The sequence below is a fragment of the Eubacteriaceae bacterium Marseille-Q4139 genome (assembly GCA_018223415.1).
Taxonomy (GTDB): domain Bacteria; phylum Bacillota; class Clostridia; order Lachnospirales; family Lachnospiraceae; genus CABSIM01.
In genome coordinates this window covers 1,214,670-1,236,678 of sequence record JAGTTQ010000001.1, presented here as the reverse complement: position 1 = coordinate 1,236,678, position 22,009 = coordinate 1,214,670, and the positions used below count along the sequence as shown (strand labels likewise).

General features: G+C 52.1%; 22 protein-coding genes and 2 tRNA genes. 22 read left to right on the top strand and 2 right to left on the bottom strand.

Features of this window, described 5'->3' with window-relative positions:
• The first annotated feature begins 3 nt into the window (after positions 1-3).
• The 3 genes from KE531_05945 to KE531_05935 are packed head-to-tail and all read left to right on the top strand — an operon-like array spanning position 4 to position 1,533.
• Positions 4-666 (top strand): Crp/Fnr family transcriptional regulator, encoded by a 663-nt coding sequence (locus KE531_05945; protein ID MBR9953165.1) that lies wholly within the window; start codon positions 4-6, stop codon positions 664-666.
• Between the two features lie 10 nt (positions 667-676).
• A complete protein-coding gene (locus tag KE531_05940; GenBank protein MBR9953164.1) occupies positions 677-1,042 on the top strand; it encodes an MGMT family protein in 366 nt (121 codons plus the stop codon).
• Positions 1,039-1,533, top strand: coding sequence for an AAA family ATPase (locus KE531_05935; GenBank protein MBR9953163.1), 495 nt, complete (start codon positions 1,039-1,041; stop codon positions 1,531-1,533). Before KE531_05940 ends, KE531_05935 begins: the two co-directional genes overlap by 4 nt.
• Before the next feature lie 47 nt (positions 1,534-1,580).
• Here the strand turns inward: KE531_05935 and KE531_05930 are convergent, their stop codons facing one another.
• Together KE531_05930 and KE531_05925 are read right to left on the bottom strand one after the other, a co-directional pair.
• Entirely contained in the window at positions 1,581-2,588 is a 1,008-nt protein-coding gene (locus tag KE531_05930; GenBank protein MBR9953162.1) for an NADH:flavin oxidoreductase, read from the bottom strand.
• Between the two features lie 73 nt (positions 2,589-2,661).
• The gene (locus KE531_05925) at positions 2,662-3,984 is read right to left on the bottom strand and encodes an MATE family efflux transporter (GenBank protein ID MBR9953161.1); all 1,323 of its coding nucleotides are present in this window, start codon (positions 3,982-3,984) and stop codon (positions 2,662-2,664) included.
• Between the two features lie 417 nt (positions 3,985-4,401).
• On the opposite strand from KE531_05925, the gene KE531_05920 reads away from it, so the two are divergent.
• The 19 genes from KE531_05920 to KE531_05830 all read left to right on the top strand — a co-directional run bounded on the left by KE531_05920 (position 4,402) and on the right by KE531_05830 (position 21,922).
• Positions 4,402-4,899, top strand: a complete 498-nt coding sequence (locus KE531_05920) for a pyridoxamine 5'-phosphate oxidase family protein (GenBank protein ID MBR9953160.1) — start codon at positions 4,402-4,404, stop codon at positions 4,897-4,899.
• 109 nt (positions 4,900-5,008) lie between these two features.
• Positions 5,009-6,340 carry an MATE family efflux transporter gene (locus tag KE531_05915; protein MBR9953159.1) on the top strand — a complete coding sequence of 444 codons (1,332 nt, stop codon included), beginning with the start codon at positions 5,009-5,011 and terminating at the stop codon, positions 6,338-6,340.
• Positions 6,341-6,354: 14 nt separating this feature from the next.
• Complete coding sequence (locus tag KE531_05910; protein ID MBR9953158.1) at positions 6,355-6,957, top strand: cytidylate kinase-like family protein; 603 nt, start codon at positions 6,355-6,357, stop codon at positions 6,955-6,957.
• Positions 6,958-7,308: 351 nt separating this feature from the next.
• Positions 7,309-8,211, top strand: coding sequence for a glucose-1-phosphate thymidylyltransferase RfbA (rfbA, locus tag KE531_05905; GenBank protein MBR9953157.1), 903 nt, complete (start codon positions 7,309-7,311; stop codon positions 8,209-8,211).
• Between the two features lie 54 nt (positions 8,212-8,265).
• Positions 8,266-9,291, top strand: a complete 1,026-nt coding sequence (gene rfbB, locus KE531_05900; GenBank protein ID MBR9953156.1) for a dTDP-glucose 4,6-dehydratase — start codon at positions 8,266-8,268, stop codon at positions 9,289-9,291.
• Entirely contained in the window at positions 9,288-10,139 is an 852-nt protein-coding gene (gene rfbD / locus KE531_05895; protein ID MBR9953155.1) for a dTDP-4-dehydrorhamnose reductase, read from the top strand. Before rfbB ends, rfbD begins: the two co-directional genes overlap by 4 nt.
• Positions 10,140-10,224: 85 nt before the next feature.
• Positions 10,225-11,577, top strand: a complete 1,353-nt coding sequence (locus KE531_05890; GenBank protein MBR9953154.1) for a phosphoglucosamine mutase — start codon at positions 10,225-10,227, stop codon at positions 11,575-11,577.
• Positions 11,578-11,643: 66 nt separating this feature from the next.
• On the top strand, positions 11,644-12,504 hold the full coding sequence (locus tag KE531_05885; protein ID MBR9953153.1) for a hypothetical protein: 861 nt from the start codon (positions 11,644-11,646) through the stop codon (positions 12,502-12,504).
• 92 nt (positions 12,505-12,596) lie between these two features.
• A complete protein-coding gene (locus KE531_05880) occupies positions 12,597-13,934 on the top strand; it encodes an alpha-L-fucosidase (GenBank protein ID MBR9953152.1) in 1,338 nt (445 codons plus the stop codon).
• Positions 13,935-14,189: 255 nt separating this feature from the next.
• A tRNA-Gln gene (locus KE531_05875) sits at positions 14,190-14,262 on the top strand.
• A gap of 67 nt (positions 14,263-14,329) precedes the next feature.
• Positions 14,330-14,402: transfer RNA gene (locus tag KE531_05870), tRNA-Gln, on the top strand.
• Positions 14,403-14,525: 123 nt separating this feature from the next.
• Positions 14,526-15,257, top strand: coding sequence for an acyl-[acyl-carrier-protein] thioesterase (locus KE531_05865; protein MBR9953151.1), 732 nt, complete (start codon positions 14,526-14,528; stop codon positions 15,255-15,257).
• Positions 15,250-16,107, top strand: coding sequence for an RNA-binding protein (locus KE531_05860; protein MBR9953150.1), 858 nt, complete (start codon positions 15,250-15,252; stop codon positions 16,105-16,107). The genes KE531_05865 and KE531_05860 overlap by 8 nt, the downstream gene beginning before the upstream one ends.
• Positions 16,104-16,481 carry a RidA family protein gene (locus KE531_05855; protein MBR9953149.1) on the top strand — a complete coding sequence of 126 codons (378 nt, stop codon included), beginning with the start codon at positions 16,104-16,106 and terminating at the stop codon, positions 16,479-16,481. The genes KE531_05860 and KE531_05855 overlap by 4 nt, the downstream gene beginning before the upstream one ends.
• A 204-nt stretch (positions 16,482-16,685) precedes the next feature.
• Complete coding sequence (locus tag KE531_05850) at positions 16,686-17,777, top strand: ABC transporter ATP-binding protein (GenBank protein ID MBR9953148.1); 1,092 nt, start codon at positions 16,686-16,688, stop codon at positions 17,775-17,777.
• A gap of 253 nt (positions 17,778-18,030) precedes the next feature.
• Complete coding sequence (locus tag KE531_05845) at positions 18,031-19,119, top strand: helix-turn-helix domain-containing protein (GenBank protein MBR9953147.1); 1,089 nt, start codon at positions 18,031-18,033, stop codon at positions 19,117-19,119.
• 3 nt (positions 19,120-19,122) lie between these two features.
• Positions 19,123-19,809 carry a cell division ATP-binding protein FtsE gene (ftsE, locus tag KE531_05840; GenBank protein ID MBR9953146.1) on the top strand — a complete coding sequence of 229 codons (687 nt, stop codon included), beginning with the start codon at positions 19,123-19,125 and terminating at the stop codon, positions 19,807-19,809.
• On the top strand, positions 19,799-20,710 hold the full coding sequence (gene ftsX, locus KE531_05835; GenBank protein MBR9953145.1) for a permease-like cell division protein FtsX: 912 nt from the start codon (positions 19,799-19,801) through the stop codon (positions 20,708-20,710). Before ftsE ends, ftsX begins: the two co-directional genes overlap by 11 nt.
• 9 nt (positions 20,711-20,719) lie before the next feature.
• Positions 20,720-21,922: a peptidoglycan DD-metalloendopeptidase family protein gene (locus tag KE531_05830; protein MBR9953144.1), complete on the top strand. Its 1,203-nt coding sequence runs from the start codon at positions 20,720-20,722 to the stop codon at positions 21,920-21,922.
• The last annotated feature ends 87 nt before the right edge of the window (positions 21,923-22,009 follow it).

Below are 22,009 nucleotides of genomic sequence, written 5' to 3'. Positions count from 1 at the left end.
CGCATGGGACAGACAAAAATCCCGGAAAGCCTGTACGGATATTTTGAGCGCACCGGACACCGGAAACTTTACCGGCCGGGGGAAGCCATCTACCTCCAGGGCGACGCGTCCGGAAGCTTTTATTTCATCAGAGAGGGCCGCGTCCGGGCGTTCTGTACGGCGCCGTCGGGAAAGGAACTGACATTTGAAATCATAGAAAAAGGCCGGATTTTCGGGGAGTCGTCCCTGGCGGCCCGCTGTGCGCGGCCGGTTTCCGTCATGGCGGTCAATGAGGCAGAGCTTTACGCCCTGGACAGCGCCGCCCTCTATCAGGCCATGGGGGAATCGAAGGAGCTTGCGGCCGTCATCTTCGGGCTCCTTTCCGATACCTGCAACCATTTGACGGAACAGCTCAAGCGGATTTCCCTCTACGACAGCCGGGAAAAAGCCGCGAGCTTTCTTCTGACCGAGACGGAAAACCCGGATCCGGACAGAGGCGTCACCGAAAACAGCATCCCATACACTCAGGAGGATCTGGCGATGATTCTGGGAATGAACCGGGTCACAGTGAACCGCATCCTGACAGGGTGGCGGGAAGAAAAGGCTGTTTCCGTCTCCTATGGGGAAATCCGGATTTTAAACAGAGACTATTTGAAAGACCTGCTTTCGCGGGCAGAGATCATGTAAAGGAGAGGCCATGGATCAGGAATTTTACAGACGCGCCGGCATCGTAATCCGCAGCATCCCCGAGGGGACGGTGGCGACCTACGGCCAGGTGGCGCTTCTCTGCGGAAAACCGAAAAATTCCCGCCAGGTGGGCTATGGGCTTAAGAAAAATCTGGTGGGCGACGTGCCGGCGCACCGGGTTGTGAATTCCCGCGGAATTTTAAGCGGAGCCGTCCATTTTGAAATGCCGGATCTCCAGCGAATGCTGTTGGCGGACGAAGGCGTCTTTGCGGAGTGGACAGAAAAAGGCTGGCAGGTGGATTTAAAGCAGTACGGCTGGAAAAATACCATGGAGGACGCCCTGTTTCTCAAGGCGCAGTTTGAGGAGGAGACATGAAGACACTGTATTTAATCGGCGGCCCCATGGGCGTCGGAAAGACGGCGGCGGGCCAGCTTTTAAAGAAAAAGATAGCAGGAAGCGTGTTTCTGGACGGCGACTGGTGCTGGGACATGAACCCGTTTCTGGTGACGGAACACGCGAAGGCCATGGTGTTTGACAACATCTGTTATCTTTTGAAAAATTTCCTGGAGAGCCCGGACTACGGGACGGTGATTCTTGCCTGGGTCATGCATGAGCAGGCGATTGTTGATGCGATTGCGGAGCGCGTCGGGGGAAAGAATGTGAGAATCGTGAAAGTTTCCCTGGTCTGCCGGGAGGACGTTTTGCGAAAACGGCTGGAAAAAGACATAAAAGCCGGCCTTCGGGAGGCCGGCTGCGTGGAGCGGAGCTTTAAACGGCTCCGCTGTTATAAAAATCTGGATACGGTAAAGCTTGATACGTCAGAACTGACGGCGGCCATGGCGGCAGAGGAAATTGCGAAACTCTGACGGTGCGGCCGCCGTTTTGGCATGCCGGGGCTCATGGCGGGCATCTGTTACTTCGTTTCCTCCATGGCCTCGTCTGCCCAGTTTGGATTTTTTAAGATGGCGCGACCGACGCCGATCATGTCGGCAGATCCGGCTGCCAGAAGTTCATCGGCCCCGGCCCTGTCGGCAATCCCGCCGGTGAGAATGACCGGGATGGAGACGGCGCGCTTTACGGCCTCGGACATGTCGCGGAAGTATCCGTTTTCCGTATGCCCCTCCCTGCGGTATGAGCACATGCCGCCGGAAAGGTCGAGGAGATCAAGGCCGGCCGCCTCAAGCTGTTTCGCCGCCGAAACGGCGTCGTCGATGGTACTTCCGCCCTCGGTATAGTCGCAGCCGCCAAGACGCATGGCAAGCAGGAAATCCTCGCCCACCTCCGCGCGGACGGCCTTTATGACCTCGAGGTGAAGGCGGATCCTTCCGTCGATGGTATGTCCCGAATAAGCGTCCTCCCGCTTGTTGGTAAGGGGCGAGTAGAACTGATTTAAAAGATAGCCGTGGGCCGAATGGAGCTCGCAGCCGTCAAAACCGGCCTTTTTCACACGGACAGCCGCCTCGGCAAAGCTTTCTACGAGGGCGTCGATGTCCTCTTTCGTCATTTCCCGCGGCGTCTTCATTTCGTCCTGCGTCGGGGAGAGGGGATTTTTAAACCCGCTTGGGCTTATGGACTCTCCCTCAGAAATGCCGTCTCTTGCGGCGCTGCCTGCGTGGTTGATCTGCATGAGCGCATGGCTTCCGTTTTTATGGAGCAGGGCCGAAAGCTCGGAGAGCCCGGGAATATCTGCGTCCTTTGCGACGGAAAGCTGGTTTTTGCTGGCACGGCCGTCCGGGCGGATGAAACTGTGCTCGACGATGACAAGCCCCACATGGCCGCCTTTCGTCCGCTCGTCATAATGGGCGAGAAGCTGTTTTGTCACAGCCCCGGCGTCAGACCGTTCCGTGGCGCAGGGCGCCATCACCAGCCTGTTTTTCAGTTCCAGATGGCCTGCGCGTATGGTATCCGTAAGAAGTGTCATGGAAAATCCCCTCCTGAACATAAGATTTCTTACTTTCTATTTTACTTTAGAAGGCACGTTTGTCAACACTCCGTTACAGCACGAACCGCTGCCATTTCCCGCTCCGGTAGCGGAACGTAAAGCAGACGGCGCGCACGAGCCAGTCGATGGTCATGGCAACCCAGACGCCGAAGACGCCCATGCCGAGCATGGTGCCTAAAAGCACGCTGAAGCCGAAGCGGAAGACCCACATGGAAAAGATCGACAAAAGCATGGTGAACTTCACATCGGCCGCGGCCCTGAGGGCATTGGGGAGCGTAAAGGACATGGGCCAGATGGTGACGACGCAGAGGGAGTGGTAAATTAAGATCTTGACGGCATAGCCGCTGGCCTCGTCGGAAAGCCCGTAAATCGAAAGCACCGTGGGCATCGCCAGAAGCACCAGGATGTTCATGACGATCAGGCATCCGTATGCCGCGAAAAGCAGCCGCTTCGTATAGTATTTTACCTGCTCAAAATCGCCGGCGCCGACGCACTGGGCCGTGACGGTTAGGACAGCAAAGCCCATGGAGGTACCGGGGAGGACGGCAAAGGTCGCCACGTTGTTGCAGACGGCGTTGGCCGCCAGGGAGGCGGTGCCGTAGCCGGCCACCAGGCTCAAAACCACGATTTTTCCAAGCTGGAACATGCTGTTTTCCAGCCCGTTGGGAATCCCGATGTAAAGAATCTTCTTTAACAGCGAAAGATCAAGCCGGAACGGGTAAGGATGAGGCAGGTGCAGGATGTGTTTCTGGTTGTTTAACAAAAACAGCATCACCGCGCAGGCCACGCCGCGGGATACGAGAGTCGGAATGGCGACGCCCTCGACGCCCCGGTGGAAGACGAAAATCAAAAGGGCATTTCCTGAAACATTGATGGCATTCATCAAAAGCGAGGTGTTCATGGCGATTCTGGAATTGCCCATGGAGCGGAAGATGGCGGCTCCTGCGTTATAGAGGGCAATTAACGGGATGGATGCCAGCACGATCATCAGATAGACGGTACTGTTGTACATGACGTCTTCCTCGATTTTCCCGAAAATCCCGTGGAGAATCAGGTCGCGGCCGAGATAGCCGACGAGCATGATGCATATGGAAAAAAGAAACGTAAAGTTGATGAGCTGCGCCGTGGCCCGGCAGCCGTTTTCCGGCTCCTTTCTGCCGATGTACTGGCCGGCGATGACGGCGCCGCCGGTGGCAAGGGCCGTGAAAATATTGATGATTAAGAGCATGACCGTGTCCACAAGGGAAACGCCGGAAACCGCGGCTTCCCCGACCCGCGCAACCATGATGGAATCGGCCAGCCCGACAAATGCCTGAAGAAACTGGTCAATCATCAGAGGGACAATGAGCTTTATCAGGGATTTCCTGTCAAACATCCGCTCCAACTGTAAGACCTCCTTATGCGATAAAAATTCAAGTCAAAAGATACCACATAGTTTTAGCACAATCTTTTCGGGATGGCAACGGGGAAATTTTATAATTTTTCAATCGTGGGAAATTAAAAGAAAGTGCAGGCAAACAAAAAGAGGCCGGATTAGGGAGGCACTCATAAAACAGCATAAGAATGTTTTCGGGAGACGGCGCAGCTTCATCTATGCCGTTTCTCCGTTTTGCAGGTCGTTCAGCATGGTGGGACAAGCACGAGCGATTTTCGAAAAGTCTCTTGACTTTTTTAGGGCTATATGATATTTTGATTAGGAATAAGTTTCTGCCGAGAAACGCTTATTTTTGCTCCATTAGGCCATTGAAGGAGTAAAAATGGGCGTTTATTTTTTTGGATTATGGAGGTCTATATGGTATTTAGAGAAATGAGGAGAAAAAAGCAGGTGCTATCTCAAAAAGAAGTTGAGGGTATTCTGCATAAAGGGACATCTGGTGTGCTTGCCCTTTTAGGCGACAACGATTATCCTTACGCCGTTCCAATCAGTTATGTGTATGACAACGGAAAAGTCTATTTTCACAGCGCAAAAAGCGGTCACAAAATAGATGCTATTCAAAAGGCTGCAAAAGCGTCGTTTTGTGTGATTGATGAAGATTTAGTTGTGCCGGAGGAGTACACGACTTATTTCAGAAGTGTAATCGCTTTTGGACGAATACAGATAATCGAAAATGATAGCGAAAAAAGAGCAGCGATAGAAAAATTGGCAATCAAATATGCGCCGGAAGATACTGCCGCAAGCCGTGATGATGCCATAAGCCGCGAGTGGAAGCCTCTTTGTATGTTGGAAATGACAATCGACCATGTTACAGGAAAAGAGGCGATAGAACTTGTAAAAGAAAAGGAAAAATAATTAAATAGACTGTAAATAAAATCAGCCCGCCGGGGTTTCATTTTATTGTGTAGTAGGCCAGCGTTACACAAACGCCGGTCTTTTTTGTTTGTTAGGAGGATTGATTATCATGTATGAAGGCAAATCACACACGTTATTTGCCAAATATGCCGTACCGCAAATGATTGGGCTGCTGTTCAACTCAGTCTATATGATTGTTGACGGTGTATTCATTGGCAATCGACTTGGCCGCGACGCTATGGCAGCCGCTGCCGTTTCTGTTCCGCTTGTCGAGATACTGATTGCATTGTCTATGGCAGTTGCCACAGGCGCGGGCGTTTTGATTTCCGCACATCTCGGTCAAGGTGAAAAAGAAAAAGCACGCCATATTTTTAGTCTTGCTGCCCTATGTACGGCTGTTATGGGACTGTTGATTAGCGTATTGGGAAATATTTTTATACACCCGCTTGCTGAACTTTTAGGCTCAACACCGGTTATCCATGATGAAGCAATCAGTTATATGTGGTATATCGTTACTTTTTCCCCGTTCCTGCTTTTCAGTTTCTTGTTAAGCGGTCTGGTGCGTAATGATAATCGTCCAAAACTTGCCATGTTTGCTCTCATGTTTGGCTCTGTATCAAATATTATTTTGGACTATGTGTTTATGTACCCCTTGAACATGGGTATTGCCGGTGCAGCGTTGGCTACCGCACTTGGCCCTATTTTCAGCGTTTTAATTATGCTGCCCCATTTTATATTCAAACGCGGAAATTTGTATTTAACAAAGTTCAAATTGAAATGGAAAAATCTCTGTTCTGTTTATGTACTTGGCTTTCCGTCTTTTATCATGGAGTTTACCATTGGAATTATTACCTTTGTGTATAACTTTGCCATCGTGCATTATGGTTTTGGGGAAATTGGTCTTGCGGCTTACCTTGTAATTGGCTATCTAATGTTAATTATTTTGACACTGTTTCTTGGCATGGCGCAGGGCTTGCAACCCGTGTTTAGTTATTTTATGGGGACAGGAGAAGAAAAACGGAGCAAATCTCTACTTGGCTTTTCCATTAAAGCTTTTTTAACGATAGGTATTTTGTGCTATATCTTGATTATTTTCTTCTCCCGCGGCTTTTTCTCTATTTTCAACCCGGAAGATATTGAACTGATCAACTTTATGGAAAGTAAAAGCCTGCTATATTTCTCCGGCTTTTTCCTTGCGGGATTTAATATTTTAATGATTTCCTATTGGCAGGCAAACGAGCGCACAAGTAAAGCCCTTACGGTATCTCTATCCCGCAGCGTAATATGGCCGCCAATTTTAATTGCCGTTCTTCCGCTGATTTTTCGCAGCGAAGCCGTATGGCTCTGCCATTCTATCAGCGAAGTTATGACGGCGGTTACAGCAGTTGTTTTGATTGTTTTGCTCAAGCGTAAAAAAGAAAATCAGAAAGTTGGATTTTAAGGAGGGGACACGATATGAAGCGAATTATTACCATAGGCCGCGAATTTGGAAGCGGCGGGAGAGAAGTTGGCAGGCGTTTAGCCGAAAAACTGAATGTTGCCTATTATGACCGTGAGATTGTTGATGAATTGATGAAACGAACTCAATTAGCAGAAAGTTATGTGTTGCAAGTGGAGGAAAGCAGACCTTTACCGCTGTTACCGATAACAACTGCTCGCACTTTTGGTATTCCTATCAACTATCCGTTGGAAAACCGTCTGTCTATTTATAAGCAGGAAAGCGAAATAATCCGTGAAATGGCAGAGAAATCGGATTGTATCATTGTGGGACGGTGTGCGGACTACATTTTGCAGGACTTGAAACCTTTTCGGCTATTCATATATGCCGATATGTGTTCTAAAATTGTCCGTTGCAGAGAAAAAGGAGCCGACGCAGCGGAGATGACGGATAAAGAATTGCAGCAAAAAATTATGTCAGTTGATAAGAAAAGAGCGCATTACTATCAATTTTATACGGAGCAAAAATGGGGCGATAAAGCAAACTATGATTTATGCATTAACACAACCAATACTGAAATCAAGAAAATCATTTCTGCCATAGAGAAATTTATAATTTAACCGTCTAGTTCCCCTTTGTGTTCCCATGGTACTAACACACATGGGAACACAAAGTTTTGAAATGAACGGAAACATAATTGAAGTCCCTTTTGTTCAGGCATATACAGATGAAAATGACTAAAACAGAAAAAGAAAGAAAATAATATAAACGATACAAATAAGAGACCGCCTTTCTGTGGCAAAGTATTATTCCTGATAATTATACATAGGATTCCAAGGAGAATCAACAAAATTTATGAACTGTTCTCTTTCCACCCCCCTGAAATTGTGCTATAATGTCGCCATATACAGGGGATTTCCGCGCCCAGACGGCGCTTTCCCCGCGAAAAACAGAGGAAAAAAGGAGAAACCATGAAAGGAATCATTCTTGCAGGCGGCAGCGGCACCCGTCTTTACCCACTGACAAAGGTAACGTCCAAACAGCTTCTTCCGATTTATGATAAACCGATGATCTACTATCCGCTTTCCGTTTTGATGGATGCGGGAATCCGGGATATTCTGATTATTTCCACGCCCGACGACACGCCGAGATTCGAGGCGCTTTTAGGAGACGGCCACCAGTTCGGCGTCAACCTCTCCTATGCGGTGCAGCCAAGCCCCGACGGACTGGCCCAGGCGTTCATCATCGGCGCTGACTTCATCGGCACCGACTCCGTTGCCATGGTTTTAGGCGATAACATCTTCCATGGACAGGGCCTTGATAAGAGGCTCAGAGCCGCGGCGGAAAAGGAAACAGGCGCGACTGTGTTCGGCTACTATGTGGACGACCCGGAGCGGTTCGGCATCGTGGAATTCGATAAGGACGGAAAGGCCATTTCCATCGAAGAGAAACCGGAGAAGCCGAAGTCCAATTACTGTGTAACCGGTCTTTATTTCTACGACAACCGTGTCGTGGAATATGCAAAGAACTTAAAGCCGTCGGCCAGAGGGGAGCTGGAAATCACCGACTTAAACCGCATCTATCTGGAAAACGGCGAGTTAGACGTGACGCTTCTCGGTCAGGGCTTTACCTGGCTTGACACGGGAACCCACGAATCCCTGGTGGAGGCCACCAACTTCGTAAAGACTGTAGAAACCCACCAGCACCGGAAAATTGCCTGCCTGGAGGAAATCGCCTACTTAAACGGCTGGATCACGAGGGAAGAGGTCATGGCTTCCTACGAGATCTTAAAGAAGAACCAGTACGGCAAGTATTTAAAGGATGTCCTCGACGGAAAATACATCGACAAGCTGCCGGGCCATTCCGAGAGATAGAGAGAAACGCGGCGCAGGTGTTCCCTGCGCCCGGCAAGATAAAGGAGAAAAATCATGAAAATTATCGTAACGGGCGGCGCCGGATTCATCGGCGGAAATTTCGTTCATCATATGGTAAACAAATACCCGGACTATGAGATCATCAACCTGGATCTTTTGACCTACGCCGGAAACCTGGAAACCTTAAAGCCGGTGGAGAACAAGCCCAACTACAAATTTGTGCGGGGCGACATCGCAGACAGGGAATTTATTTTTGATTTATTTGAGAAAGAGAAGCCGGACGTAGTCGTAAACTTTGCGGCTGAGAGCCATGTGGACCGCTCCGTGGTGGATCCCGGCATCTTTGTCCGCACCAACGTCATGGGAACGACGACGCTTCTTGACGCCTGCAAGGAATTCGGCATCAAGCGGTACCATCAGGTTTCCACTGACGAGGTTTACGGCGACCTGCCCTTAGACCGCCCGGATCTGTTCTTTACGGAGGAGACGCCGCTCCATACGTCGAGCCCCTACTCCGCTTCCAAGGCCAGCGCGGATTTATTCGTTCTCGCTTACCACAGAACCTTTAAGATTCCGGTGACGATTTCCCGCTGCTCCAATAACTACGGCCCCTACCACTTCCCGGAGAAGCTGATCCCGTTAATCATCAGCCGCGCCCTGGCAGACGAGAAGCTGCCCGTTTACGGCACCGGCGAGAATGTCCGCGACTGGCTCCATGTCTCCGATCACTGCGAGGCCATCGACTTAATCCTTCATAAGGGCCGTGTCGGCGAGGTCTACAACGTGGGCGGCCACAACGAGCGCACGAACCTCGAGGTCGTTAAGACTATCTTAAAGGCCCTCGGCAAGCCGGAGAGCCTGATCGAATTCGTCACAGACCGTCCCGGCCATGACAGGCGCTACGCCATCGACCCGACGAAGCTGGAGACCGAGCTTGGCTGGAAGCCGAAATACAACTTCGACACCGGCATCGAGCAGACGATCAAATGGTACCTGGACAACGAAGAATGGTGGAAGAATATCATAAGCGGCGAGTACAGCAACTACTTTGACAAGATGTATGGAGAGAGGCTGAAATGAAAATATTAGTGACAGGCGTCAAGGGCCAGCTTGGCCATGACGTGATGGAAGAAATGGCAAAGCGCGGCATCGAAGGCGTCGGCGTCGATATCGACGAGATGGACATTACCGATAAGGCCGCCTGCGATAAGGTAATCACGGAGGCAGGCGTCGATGCGGTAATCCACTGCGCCGCCTACACGGCCGTGGATGCAGCCGAGGACAATGTGGAGCTCTGCCGGAAGGTCAATGCCGACGGCACGAGAAACATTGCCGAGGTCTGCAAAAAGCTGGGCATCAAGATGATGTATATCAGCACGGACTATGTGTTCGACGGTCAGGGCACCCGTCCCTGGGAGCCGGACGACGAGAGGCACCCGTTAAACGTCTACGGCCAGACGAAGTATGAGGGTGAGCTGGCGGTGGAAGAGCTGGTGGAGAAATTCTTCACAGTGCGGATTGCCTGGGTTTTCGGCGTCAACGGCAAGAACTTCATTAAGACCATGCTGCGGATCGGGAAAGAAAAAGGTGCCGCCACGGTGGTGGACGACCAGATCGGCTCTCCGACCTACACCTATGACCTGGCCCGCCTTCTTGTGGACATGATCCAGACTGATAAATATGGAAGATACCATGCGACCAACGAGGGACTCTGCTCCTGGTATGAGTTTGCCTGCGAAATTTTCCGCCAGGCAGGCATGGACAGCGTGACGGTGACGCCGGTTCCGACGAGCGGATATCCGGCATCCAAGGCAAAGCGTCCCATGAACAGCCGCATGAGCAAGGAAAAACTGACAGAAAACGGATTTGAACGCCTGCCGGCATGGCAGGATGCAGTCCGGCGCTATCTGAAGGAAATTACCTGGTAGAGAAGCGCATATAGTATTGCAGAAGGGGATGTTCTCCTTCTGCAATGCTTTTTGACGGAAAATTTCATGACAAGGAGTGGGAAGAATGGGAAAATATTTTGGAACAGACGGCTTCCGCGGGGAAGCAAACGTGGATCTGACGGTGGAACATGCCTATAAAGTGGGAAGGTTCCTGGGCAGTTACTATGGAAAAATAAAGAAGGGAGACCGCTGCCGCGTCGTGATCGGAAAAGATACGCGCCGCAGCAGCTACATGTTCGAGTATTCCCTCGTGGCGGGCCTTACGGCTTCCGGGGCGGATGTGTACCTTCTCCATGTGACGACGACGCCGAGCGTGTCCCATGTGGTGCGGACAGAGGACTTTGACTGCGGCATCATGATTTCTGCCAGCCATAATCCCTTTTACGACAACGGCATCAAGGTCATGAACGGCAGCGGCGAGAAGCTGGAGGAGGACGTGATCCTGGAAATCGAGAAATATCTGGACGGTGAGACGGAGGAAATTCCCCTGGCGACCGGCGAGGCCATCGGGCGGACGCAGGACTACTCGGCCGGCAGAAACCGCTACATCGGCTATCTGATTTCCATTGCCACCCGCTCCTTTAAGGGAAAGAAAGTGGGCTTAGACTGCGCCAACGGAAGCGCTTCCTCGGTGGCCAAGAGCGTGTTTGACGCCCTGGGCGCTGAGACCCACGTCATCAACAACGAGCCAAACGGCCTGAACATCAACGTAAACTGCGGCTCCACCCATATCGGGGTGCTTCAGCAATATGTGAAAGAGCATCACCTCGACGTTGGTTTCGCTTATGACGGGGACGCCGACCGGTGCATGGCCGTGGACGAAAACGGCAATGTGGTGGACGGGGATTTGATCCTTTACATCTGCGGAAAGTACATGAAAGAGCAGGGCGGCCTGAAAAACAACACGATTGTCACGACGGTCATGTCGAACCTGGGGCTTTATAAGGCTCTGGACCGTGAGGGCATTGATTATGTGAAGACGGCTGTCGGCGATAAATACGTTTACGAGAACATGTCCCAGACCGGCAATTGCCTGGGCGGCGAGCAGTCGGGACACATCATTTTCAGCAAATACGCCAACACCGGAGACGGGATTCTGACGTCCTTAAAAATTATGGAGGTTATGCTGGAGAAAAAGCAGCCTCTTTCCAAGCTGGCGTCGGAGGTGACGATCCTGCCGCAGCTTCTTAAGAATGTGCGGGTCAAGGATAAAAATGCGGCCCAGGAAGACCCGGCCGTGAAAGAGGCCGTGGCGAAGGCCGAGGCCGAGCTTGGAAGCGACGGGCGCATCCTTCTCCGCCAGAGCGGGACGGAGCCGTTAATCCGCGTCATGGTGGAGGCCGGCACGGAGGAAATCTGCGAACGGTACGTGAACCGGCTTGTGGAGGTATTAAAAGAAAACGGGCATCTGATTTAAGATGGAATCAGAAAAGCGGCATACCGGAACAGGCATGCTGCTTTTCTGGCTTTAAAGGAGTCAGGAATGGGAGAAAGGAAGAAAATAAATTGGCGAACATGGTGTGCACTGGCAGCCGGCCTGTGCCTTTTTGCGGCCTGCGCGGCTCTGTACCGGGCGGAGAACCGCTATCCGGTGAGAGTGCTTTCCGATATGACGGGAAACACCGGCGGCATGGCAGAGATTCCGCACTGGGAGGACATGGAAATTTATGAGCAGTACCCTCAGATTCTTGCAGGCGGAACCGAGTACCGGGCCGGACGCGGAGAGATACCGGCAGAGAGGCTGGGGGCGAAGCTTGCAGATATTTTCGCAAAAGGCTGGGATGCCTACGGCGAAGACAGCGAACGCACCTGCCCTGCGGAGGTTTATGAAATCCGGAACATTGCCGCTTCCTGTGCGGCGGCTGTCCGGTATGAGGGAACGGATATTTTTTATGCCGCCGTAAATGCCTCTTACTGGCCGGAAACCCTGGGACAGTTTATGGAAGACTTGGACTTAAGAAATAACCTGATTGTCAACTGGGCGTCCTGGGAATACCATAAGCCCATCGGCGGCGATACGGAGATCCGCTTTGAAAAGCTTGATATGAACAAGGTGTGGGAATTTCTGCTGGCCAAAGAGGCATCAAAAAATGTGTACAGCGATCTGAATATGGAACCGGCAGAGACGTTAATGGAACTTAGCGTCAGCATTCCGCTCCTGGGCTATGAGAATATCAGCATCCGCGTGGACAAAGACGGTTTTCTGACGACCAATATCCTGGAGACGGGAAAAAAGTTTTATATCGGAACGGAACATGCACAGGCTTTTGCTGATTACGTGTCGGAGGAATGTGACGGATATGAAGTGAGGCACCCGTCCGGCGGTGTTCCCATCCCGGAATAGGCGGCCGGAATTTCTGACGGATTGACGAAAGCTTTGCTGGCGGTTTCGGGCAGTTTGTGGTATGCTGACAGTGCATCAATGGAATGATTAAAATGGGAGGAATCATCGTGTATTCATTTGACCGAAACGAATATGAAAAGAGAATGGCCTGGTACACCGACGCGCGGTTCGGCATGTTTATCCACTGGGGGCTTTATTCAATCCCGGCGCGGGGCGAGTGGATCCGCAGCGAGGAGGAAATTCCGAAAGAGGATTACATGCGGTATTTTGAGGAATTTGACCCGGTGGACTACGACCCGAAAAAATGGGCCAGGGCCGCGAAGGAAGCCGGCATGAAATATGTGGTGCTTACGGCCAAGCATCACGACGGCTTCTGCCTGTTTGACAGTAAGTACACGGATTTTAAGGTTACGAACACGAAGCTTGGCCGCGATGTGGTGAAGGATTTCGTGGAGGCTGTGCGGGGAGAAGGCCTGAAGGTCGGCCTGTACTTCACGCTTCTGGATTGGTATCATGACGACTATCCCCACTACGGGGACAAGCAGCACCCCATGCGGAACCGACCGGAGTACGGAAACGAGGGCCGCAATTTCGACCGCTATCTGGACTACATGCATAACCAGATCCGGGAGATCTGCACCAACTACGGCAGGCTGGATGTGCTCTGGTTCGACTTTTCCTATGAGGATAAGTACAACGTGATGAGGGGCGAGGCCTGGCGCGCGACGGAGTTAATCAATATGGTGCGGGAGCTCCAGCCGCAGGTGATCATCGACAACCGCCTGGAGGTCAGCGGTGAGGGGTACGGTTCCCTCTGGACAGGGGAGCCGAAGCCGTACCACGGCGATTTCGTGAGCCCGGAGCAGATGGTGCCGCCGCAGGGAATCCAGGATAAAAACGGCCGGGACATGGTGTGGGAGTCCTGCGTTACCATGAACCGCAACTGGGGCTACTGCGAAAAAGACCATTATTTTAAGCCGGCGTCCATGCTGATCCGGAAGCTGGTGGAGTGTGTCTCCAAGGGCGGGAACATGCTGCTTAACGTGGGCCCGGATGCCAGGGGGAATATTCCGCCTCAGTCCATGGCAATTTTAGAGGAGATCGGCGCCTGGATGAAGAAAAACGGGAACAGCATCTACGGCTGCGGAAAGGCCGGAATCGAGAAGCCGGAGTACGGCCGCATTACAAGGAACGGGAACCGCGTTTACTACCACCTGTTTGAGAACACCATCGGGCCCATGCCGCTTACGGGAATCCGGCCGGAGGAGGTGGACTGTATCCGCCGCCTGGCGACGGGCACGGAGATTCCCATCTCGACCAGTTGGGTGCACAGCGATTATCCCGATATTGTGTTTGCCGACCTGGGGCCGGATCCGATTCTCCCTGATCCGGTGGATACGGTGCTGGAGGTCAGGCTGAAAGCGCAGTAAGGACTTAAGACGCGGCGGGGAGGCCCGCCGGGGCAGGGCGCCGACTTCAAACGCGGCACCGGGCCGGCCAGACTGTTTGTCCGGGCCATCCAGGCGAGGTACACACCCCAAACGCAGCGCCGGGCCTCCTTGCGGATATCCGGCGCCCCGCCGGGGCGCCTGCCTCCTGCCGCGTTTTACGAAGAATGGGAAAAAATGAAAAATACTACTTGACGAACCTGCCGCTCTGGTATATAATGCATAAGGTCAACGCGATGGGCTATCGCCAAATGGTAAGGCAACGGACTCTGACTCCGTCATTTTCTTGGTTCGAATCCAAGTAGCCCAGTTTCCCAAACATGTCCGGCAAAACAGTTGACAACCTGAGAAAAACGTATTAAAATATATTTTGTTATTGGGCTATCGCCAAATGGTAAGGCAACGGACTCTGACTCCGTCATTTTCTTGGTTCGAATCCAAGTAGCCCAGTTTGAAAGCTCCAATTTCGTAAGGAAATTAGGGCTTTTTGTTTTATCCGCGGGGGAGTTTGTCCCGGGCGGCAGAACACGCTCCGCGAGCGGCGGCTCGCGGGAATGAGAGGAAGCAGGAAGCATGTATGAGTTTGAGAGCCGCGTCCGGTACAGTGAAACGGATGCGGATGCAAAGCTGTCCGTGGTGGGGATGATGAATTATCTCCAGGATTGTTCCACGTTCCATTCGGAGGACTCCGGTGTCGGGCTTTTCCATTTGGAAAAGGAAAAGAAAATCTGGCTTTTGTCCTCCTGGCAGATAAAGATTTACAGACGGCCGTCCCTGGGCGAAACGATCACGACGGCCACATGGCCATATGGCTTTAAAGGGATTTTCGGCATGCGGAATTTCGCCATCTATGACCGGGAGAGGCGGCCGCTTCTTCTGGCGGACTCCAACTGGTTTCTGATGGACACGGAAAACGGCCGGCCGCTGCGGGTGACAGAGGAAGATTTAAAGCCCTACGGGGAACCGGGAGAACGGCTTCCCATGGAGGAAGCGGGAAGAAAGATTCTGCTGCCGGAAGAGATGGTACAGTGTTCGAGCCTTTGGGTCATGGCCCATCAAATTGATACGAACCACCATGTGAACAACGCCCAGTATGTAGAAATGGCGCGGGAGGCGCTTCCGAAACCGATGGAAATCGGTGAGATCCGGGCCGAGTACCGGAAGGCTGCCGTGCTTGGCGATGAGATTAAGGTTTTCGCGGCCAGGTGCCCGGGAGGTTATGTTGTCTCCCTTCAGGACGGTAAAGGCGCCGTCTTTGCAAATGTGGAGCTGAAAGAGAAAAGAGAGGACGAAGGACATGATTGAGCTTGGAATGATGCAGACGCTGACGGTGGTGAAGGAAACCAGCTTCGGCGTATATCTGGCAGAAACCGGAAGGCGGGGAGACGGGGAGGAGGCACGCGTCCTGCTCCCGAAAAAGCAGGTGCCGAAGGGCTGTACCCTCGGCGAAAAGCTTGAAGTTTTCATTTACAAGGATTCGGAGGACAGGCTGATTGCCACGGTATCAAAGCCGAAGCTGACCCTGGGGGAGACGGCGGTTTTGGAGGTAAAGGAGGCGACGGATATCGGCGCGTTCTTAGACATGGGGCTTGAAAAGGATCTGCTGCTTCCGTTTAAGGAACAGACGTATCCGGTGAAAAAAGGCGAGAAGTGCCTCGTGGCCCTCTACGTGGACAAGAGCAAACGGCTGGCTGCCACCATGAAGGTGTATCCGTATCTTCGCAGCGATTCTTCCTATCATACCGGCGACGAGGTCACGGCGTTTATTTTTGAGATCAATCCGGACATGGGGGCGTTTGCCGCTGTGGACGGCCGGTATCACGGCATGATCCCGAAGCGGGAGCTGTTTTCCGGCTTCCATGCCGGGGATGAGATCCGCGGGCGCGTCACCAGGGTGCGCCAGGACGGGAAGCTGGACTTAAGCGCAAGGGACAAGGCATACACCCAGATTTACGGGGATTCCGAGCTGGTTTTAAAGGTCATAAACGACTATGGCGGCATACTTCCGTTCAACGACAAGGCGTCTCCCGAGGTCATTGCGAGGGAGTTTAAACTCAGCAAAAACGCCTTTAAACGAGCTGTTGGCCATCTGTTAAAGGATGGTAAAATAGAAATCACAGAAAAAAATATTAAAGTATTGGAGGAAAAGAAATGAAGAACATCATCAGCACAAACAATGCACCGGCGGCAATCGGCCCCTACTCCCAGGCAGTTGAGGTAAACGGCATGGTATTTACTTCCGGCCAGATCCCGGTAAATCCGGCCACGGGCGAAATCCCGGAGGGCATCGAGGCTCAGGCAGAGCAGGTTATGGTAAATGTGAAGAACCTTCTTGAGGCAGCCGGAACCAGCATGGAGAACGTCATCAAGACGACCGTGTTCATCAAGGACATGAACGACTTCGGAACGATCAACGGCATCTACTCCAAATATTTCGAGAAAGACTGCCCGGCACGCTCCTGCGTAGAGGTGGCACGCCTTCCGAAGGACGTCTTAATGGAGATGGAAGCTATCGCTTTAAAGGCGTAATCCGTCATTTTTGACAAATAATGTTTCCCTGCCATGTCGTTTTTATCCGAAAAGGAAACAATTTGCTGTAAAACACGATGGAGATATGCAGTTTTCATGGAAATTGCAGCAATTATTTGTTGATTTACAATATGGAAAATCCCTCCTGTTTTGTGTACGATTAGTACAGACAAAAATGTGCATAGAAACGGAAGGGTGAGCAGGATGGCGGGATTATCGTTAAAGCATATATGTAAAATCTACCCCAATGGCTTCCAGGCAGTGAGGGACTTTAACCTCGAGATTGAAGAACCGGAGTTTGTGGTACTCACAGGCCCGGCCGGCTGCGGAAAAACGACGCTTTTAAAGGTTATTGCAGGCCTTGAGGAAGCAACGTCAGGAAAGGTTCTGGTCGACGGCCAGGATGTGACGGATGCAGACCCGCGTGACCGGCAGCTTGCCATGCTCTTTAAGAACAGCACCCTGTATCCGGGGATGACTGTTTATGAAAATATGGCCTTTGCGCTCCGGATGGCGAGGATGCCCCAGAGCGAAATCGACGAGAGAGTCACGGAGGCGTCAGAGCTTTTAGGGCTTTCCGGTATTCTTTCGGCAATGCCGGAAACGCTTTCGGAGATGGATGAGAGGCGGGTTCTTCTTGGGAGAGCCATCGTGCGCCGGCCGAAGGTGCTTTTGATGGACAGCGTGCTGTCCGGCATTTCCGTGAAGCCCCTGGTGAAATTCCAGAAGCTGTATGAGAAGCTCGGCATCATCATCGTCTATGTGACGAGTGATCCCGCGGAGGCCATGGCGCTCGGCACACGCGTCGTTGCCATGGAGAGCGGATGCGTCCGCCAGGCGGGGACGCCGAAGGAGCTCTACGAAAACCCGAGCTGCTCTTATGTGGCCAGCTTTTTTGGGACACATGCGCCGAACCTGTTTATTGTGACGCCGGAAGCTGAAAACGGCCGTGCGCGGATCCGCTTCCAGGACGGGGAGCTTCTGCTCCCGGAGGCCATTTCCAGGCGGCTTTTTGACGGCGGCTACATAGGAAACAGCGTGGCCATGGGAATCCGCCCGGAACATATCTGTCCTGCCGGCGAGGCAGCGGATCTCTCGGAGAACGGCGTGTTTGACTGCAAACTCCAGGATATCGAAATGTCTTCGGATGGCGTGTTCTGGAAGTTCGGCACAGAGGAAAATGGGTTTGAAGTGAAGGCCGGCGAGGCGGCAGCCGAGATCGGCGATACGCTCCGGCTTGCGGTAGATGTAGACCGGATCATCCTGTTTGACAGGGAAACGAAACGGGCAATTTAATAAAGGACAGAGAAACAGACGGGAGGGCCAGATGCGGCGCCTCCCGTTTTCCTTTTTGCAGGAACGGACTTTCGGCTTTTCCGCCAGACAGAAAACACAATTTTTCCGGGCAAAATCCGCTCCTTTCGTGGAATCTGACGGCCTGGGCGGAGAAAAATAGTAAAAATGTAAAAATTTTTCTTCCCTTTTTCGTTACTTTGCATTAAAATATAAAGTGGATTTATGTTATTAACTGTGTAAAGGAGAGAACACTATGATTTCAAATCAGATCCTCCAGTCGAACATCGACGGATTGAAGGAAATCACGAGGATTGACCTTTGTGTCTGTGATATTGAAGGAAAAGTGCTGGCTTCCACATTTGAAAATGCGGAAGAGTATGAAAGTTCTATTCTTGCGTTTGTGGATTCTCCGGCCGACAGCCAGGTAATTTCGGGCTATCAGTTCTTCAAGGTATTTGACGAGCACCAGCTTGAGTACATCCTGCTTGCAAAGGGCGGCAGCGATGATGTGTACATGGTAGGAAAGCTTGCGGCATTCCAGATCCAGAATCTGCTGGTGGCATATAAAGAGCGGTTTGATAAGGATAACTTTATTAAAAACCTGCTTCTTGACAATCTTCTTCTTGTGGATATTTACAACAGGGCGAAGAAGCTCCATATTGAGACAAACGTCAAGCGTGTCGTCTTCTTAATTGAGACGAAGAATGACAAGGACGTCAACGCCCTGGAGACCGTGAGGGGCCTGTTTTCCACGAAGACAAAGGATTTCATCACGGCCGTAGACGAAAAGAACATCATCCTGGTGAAAGAAGTCAAGCCGGGCGAGACATACGCAGATCTGGAAAAGACTGCCAACACGATTCTCGACATGTTAAATACCGAAGCGATGACGAAGGTGCACATCGCCTTTGGTACGATTGTCAACGAGATCAAGGACGTTTCCCGCTCCTACAAGGAAGCCAAAATGGCCCTGGACGTGGGAAAAATCTTTTACAGCGGGAAAAATGTGGTGGCATACAGCAACCTGGGAATCGGCCGCCTGATTTACCAGCTTCCGCTTCCGCTCTGCCGGATGTTTATCAAGGAAATCTTCGACGGGAAGTCCCCGGACGATTTCGACGAGGAGACCCTCACCACCATCAACAAGTTCTTTGAGAACAGCCTCAATGTCTCGGAGACCTCCAGACAGCTTTACATCCACAGGAACACGCTGGTTTACCGCCTCGACAAGCTCCAGAAGAGCACCGGCCTTGACCTTCGCGTGTTTGAAGACGCGATCACCTTCAAGATTGCCCTTATGGTCGTGAAATACATGAAGTATATGGAGAATCTGGACTACTAAATTATGATAGAAATTTCAAAACTGACGAAGACCTATGAGAAAAGCAGCAAGGCCTTAAAGAGCATCAGCCTCACCATCGACGACGGTGAATTTGTGTTTATCACAGGCCGGAGCGGCTCGGGAAAATCGACGCTTATGAAGATCCTGCTAAAGGAAGTCGAGCCGACCTCCGGCCGTGTCGTTGTCAACGACATGGATTTGGGGCGGATGCCGAGGCGCTATGTGCCAAAATACAGACGGACGCTCGGGGTGGTGTTCCAGGACTTCCGGCTTTTGAAGGACAGGACGGTGTACGAAAACGTCGCGTTCGCACAGCGGGTCATCGGCGCGCCGTCACGGACGATCCGGGAATCCGTTCCCAGGATGTTAAAGCTTGTCGGGCTTTCGTCGAAATATAAATCCTATCCCCACCAGCTTTCCGGCGGTGAACAGCAGCGGGTGGCCATTGCCAGGGCCTTAATCAACGATCCGGCCGTCCTTCTGGCTGATGAGCCGACGGGGAATCTGGATCCGCACAATTCCATGGAAATCATGCGGCTTTTGGAGGAGATCAACCGCCGCGGGACGACGGTCGTGGTCGTGACCCACAGCCGCGAGATTGTGAATGCCATGCATAAGCGTGTCATCACCATCGACAGGGGCATGATAATCGGCGACGAGGAAGAAGGCGGGTATCGGTATGAGGATTAGTACATTCTGGTTTTGTTTTAAACAGGGCATTGTGAATATATGCAGAAATATCTGGTTTTCCCTGGCGTCGACCGCGATTGTTTCTGCATGTATTTTTTTACTCTGCGTATTTTTCTCTATTATTGCCAACATTCAGTTTATGGTGCAGTCGGCGGAGACGAACATGGGGATCACCGTGTTTTTCAACGAGACTATGACGGAGGATGAAATCCTGGCCGTCGGGGAAGAGATTGCGGGCCTTGGCGATGTCATAAAGGAGATGCGCTATATTTCGGCCGAGGAGGCGTGGGAGAGCTTTAAAACCGACTATTTCGGGGAAGACAGCGAGCTGGCTGAGGGCTTTGCTGACGACAACCCGCTGGCTGGTTCGGCGTCCTATGAGATTTTTTTAAACAATATTTCCGATCAGAGTTCGGTGGTTTCCTATCTGGAGTCCCTGGACGGTGTCCGTAAGGTCAATTATTCCAACACGGCGGCCGAGGGGCTTTTGAGCTTCAACCGGATGCTTGCGATGTTATTCGGCGTCATCATCCTTCTTCTTCTGGCCGTGGCTGTTTTCTTAATCAGCAACACGATTTCCGTGGCTGCGGCCTTCCGGAAGAATGAAAATAAGATCATGCGGCTGATCGGCGCCACGAATTTCATGATCCGCGCGCCGTTCATCGTGGAAGGGCTTGTGATCGGCCTTCTTGGGGCGGCGATTCCTCTGGCCGCCATGTATTTTCTTTACCGGCAGACGGTGGCGTATGTGATGGAACAGTTCCGGATCCTTTCGGGGATCATCCGGTTTTTGCCGCTGGAAACGATTTTCCCGACCATGGCAGGGGTGTCCCTGGCGTTGGGAGCAGGAATCGGCTTCCTGGCGAGCTTTTTTACGATACGGAAGCATTTGCGCGTATAGGAGCAGGCGATGAGACAGAAAAAACGGATATGGACGGCTGCGGCCGCAGGTCTCCTCTGTGTGGGGCTGGCGTTCCCTGTCCTTGCGGATAAAACGGAGTTAAACGAAGCCCAGGACAGGAAAACGGAGCTCGAGGAAGAGTTAGAAAAGACAGAGGATACCTTAAAGAATCTGGAGACTCTTAAGGGAAACACGGCAGCTTACGTGAGGGAGCTGGATGAGAGCCTCTCTGCGGTGAGCAACGAGTTGGAGGCCTTAAACGGCAGCATCGCGGAAAAAGAGGGCCAGATTGAAACGACAAAAGGGGAACTTGAGCAGGCGAAGGAGACAGAAAAAAAGCAGTATGAATCCATGAAGCTTCGGATAAAATATATGTATGAGCGCGGCGACACGTCTTATGTGGAGCTGTTCATGGAGTCGGATTCTCTTTCGGAGCTTTTAAATAAGGCAGAATATATTTCAAAGATTTCTGAGTATGACAGGCAGATGCTGGATCAGTATGCGGCGACGAAGGACGAGATTGCCGCAGACGAGGCGAGGTTGGAGACGGAACATGCCGAGCTTCTGGATCTGAAGGAACAGACAGAGATCAAACAGGCGTCGGTGGAACAGCTCCTTTCGGCAAAGCAGGCGGAGTTAAGAAGCTATGAGAGCCAGATCGCCGAGGCGGAGAACCAGCTTTCCGAGTATGAAAAGGATCTGGAGGCCCAGGAGGCGGCCATCCGCCAGATTGAGGAAGAAATCAAGCGCCAGGAGGAAGAGGCGAGAAGAAAGGCGGAGGCGGCAGGACAGTCCTATGTGACAAAGGACATCGGCGACATCCACTTTATCTGGCCATGTCCGGCCAGCAGCAGGATCACCTCCGGCTTTGGCGGGCGTTCGTCACCGACCGAGGGCGCGTCCAGCAATCACCAGGGCATCGACATCGGCGCCCCGACAGGCAGCGACATCCTGGCGGCCGCAGAGGGCGACGTGGTGGTTTCCACGTACAGCTCGTCGGCCGGCAATTATGTGATGATAAACCACGGCGGCGGTGTCTATACGGTGTACATGCATGCTTCGAAGCTCCTGGTATCGGTAGGCGAGCATGTGAGCCAGGGACAGGTGATTGCTAAGGTCGGCTCCACCGGCTATTCCACGGGGCCGCATCTGCACTTCGGCGTCCGTTTAAACGGTACATATGTTGACCCGAGAAGCTATGTGAGCCCGTGACGGCGGATCGGGAAAACAGGACACAGTGACATAAGCAAGGAGAATGGAAATTGGAAGAAAAGGAAACGAGAAATAAATTCTGGAAAG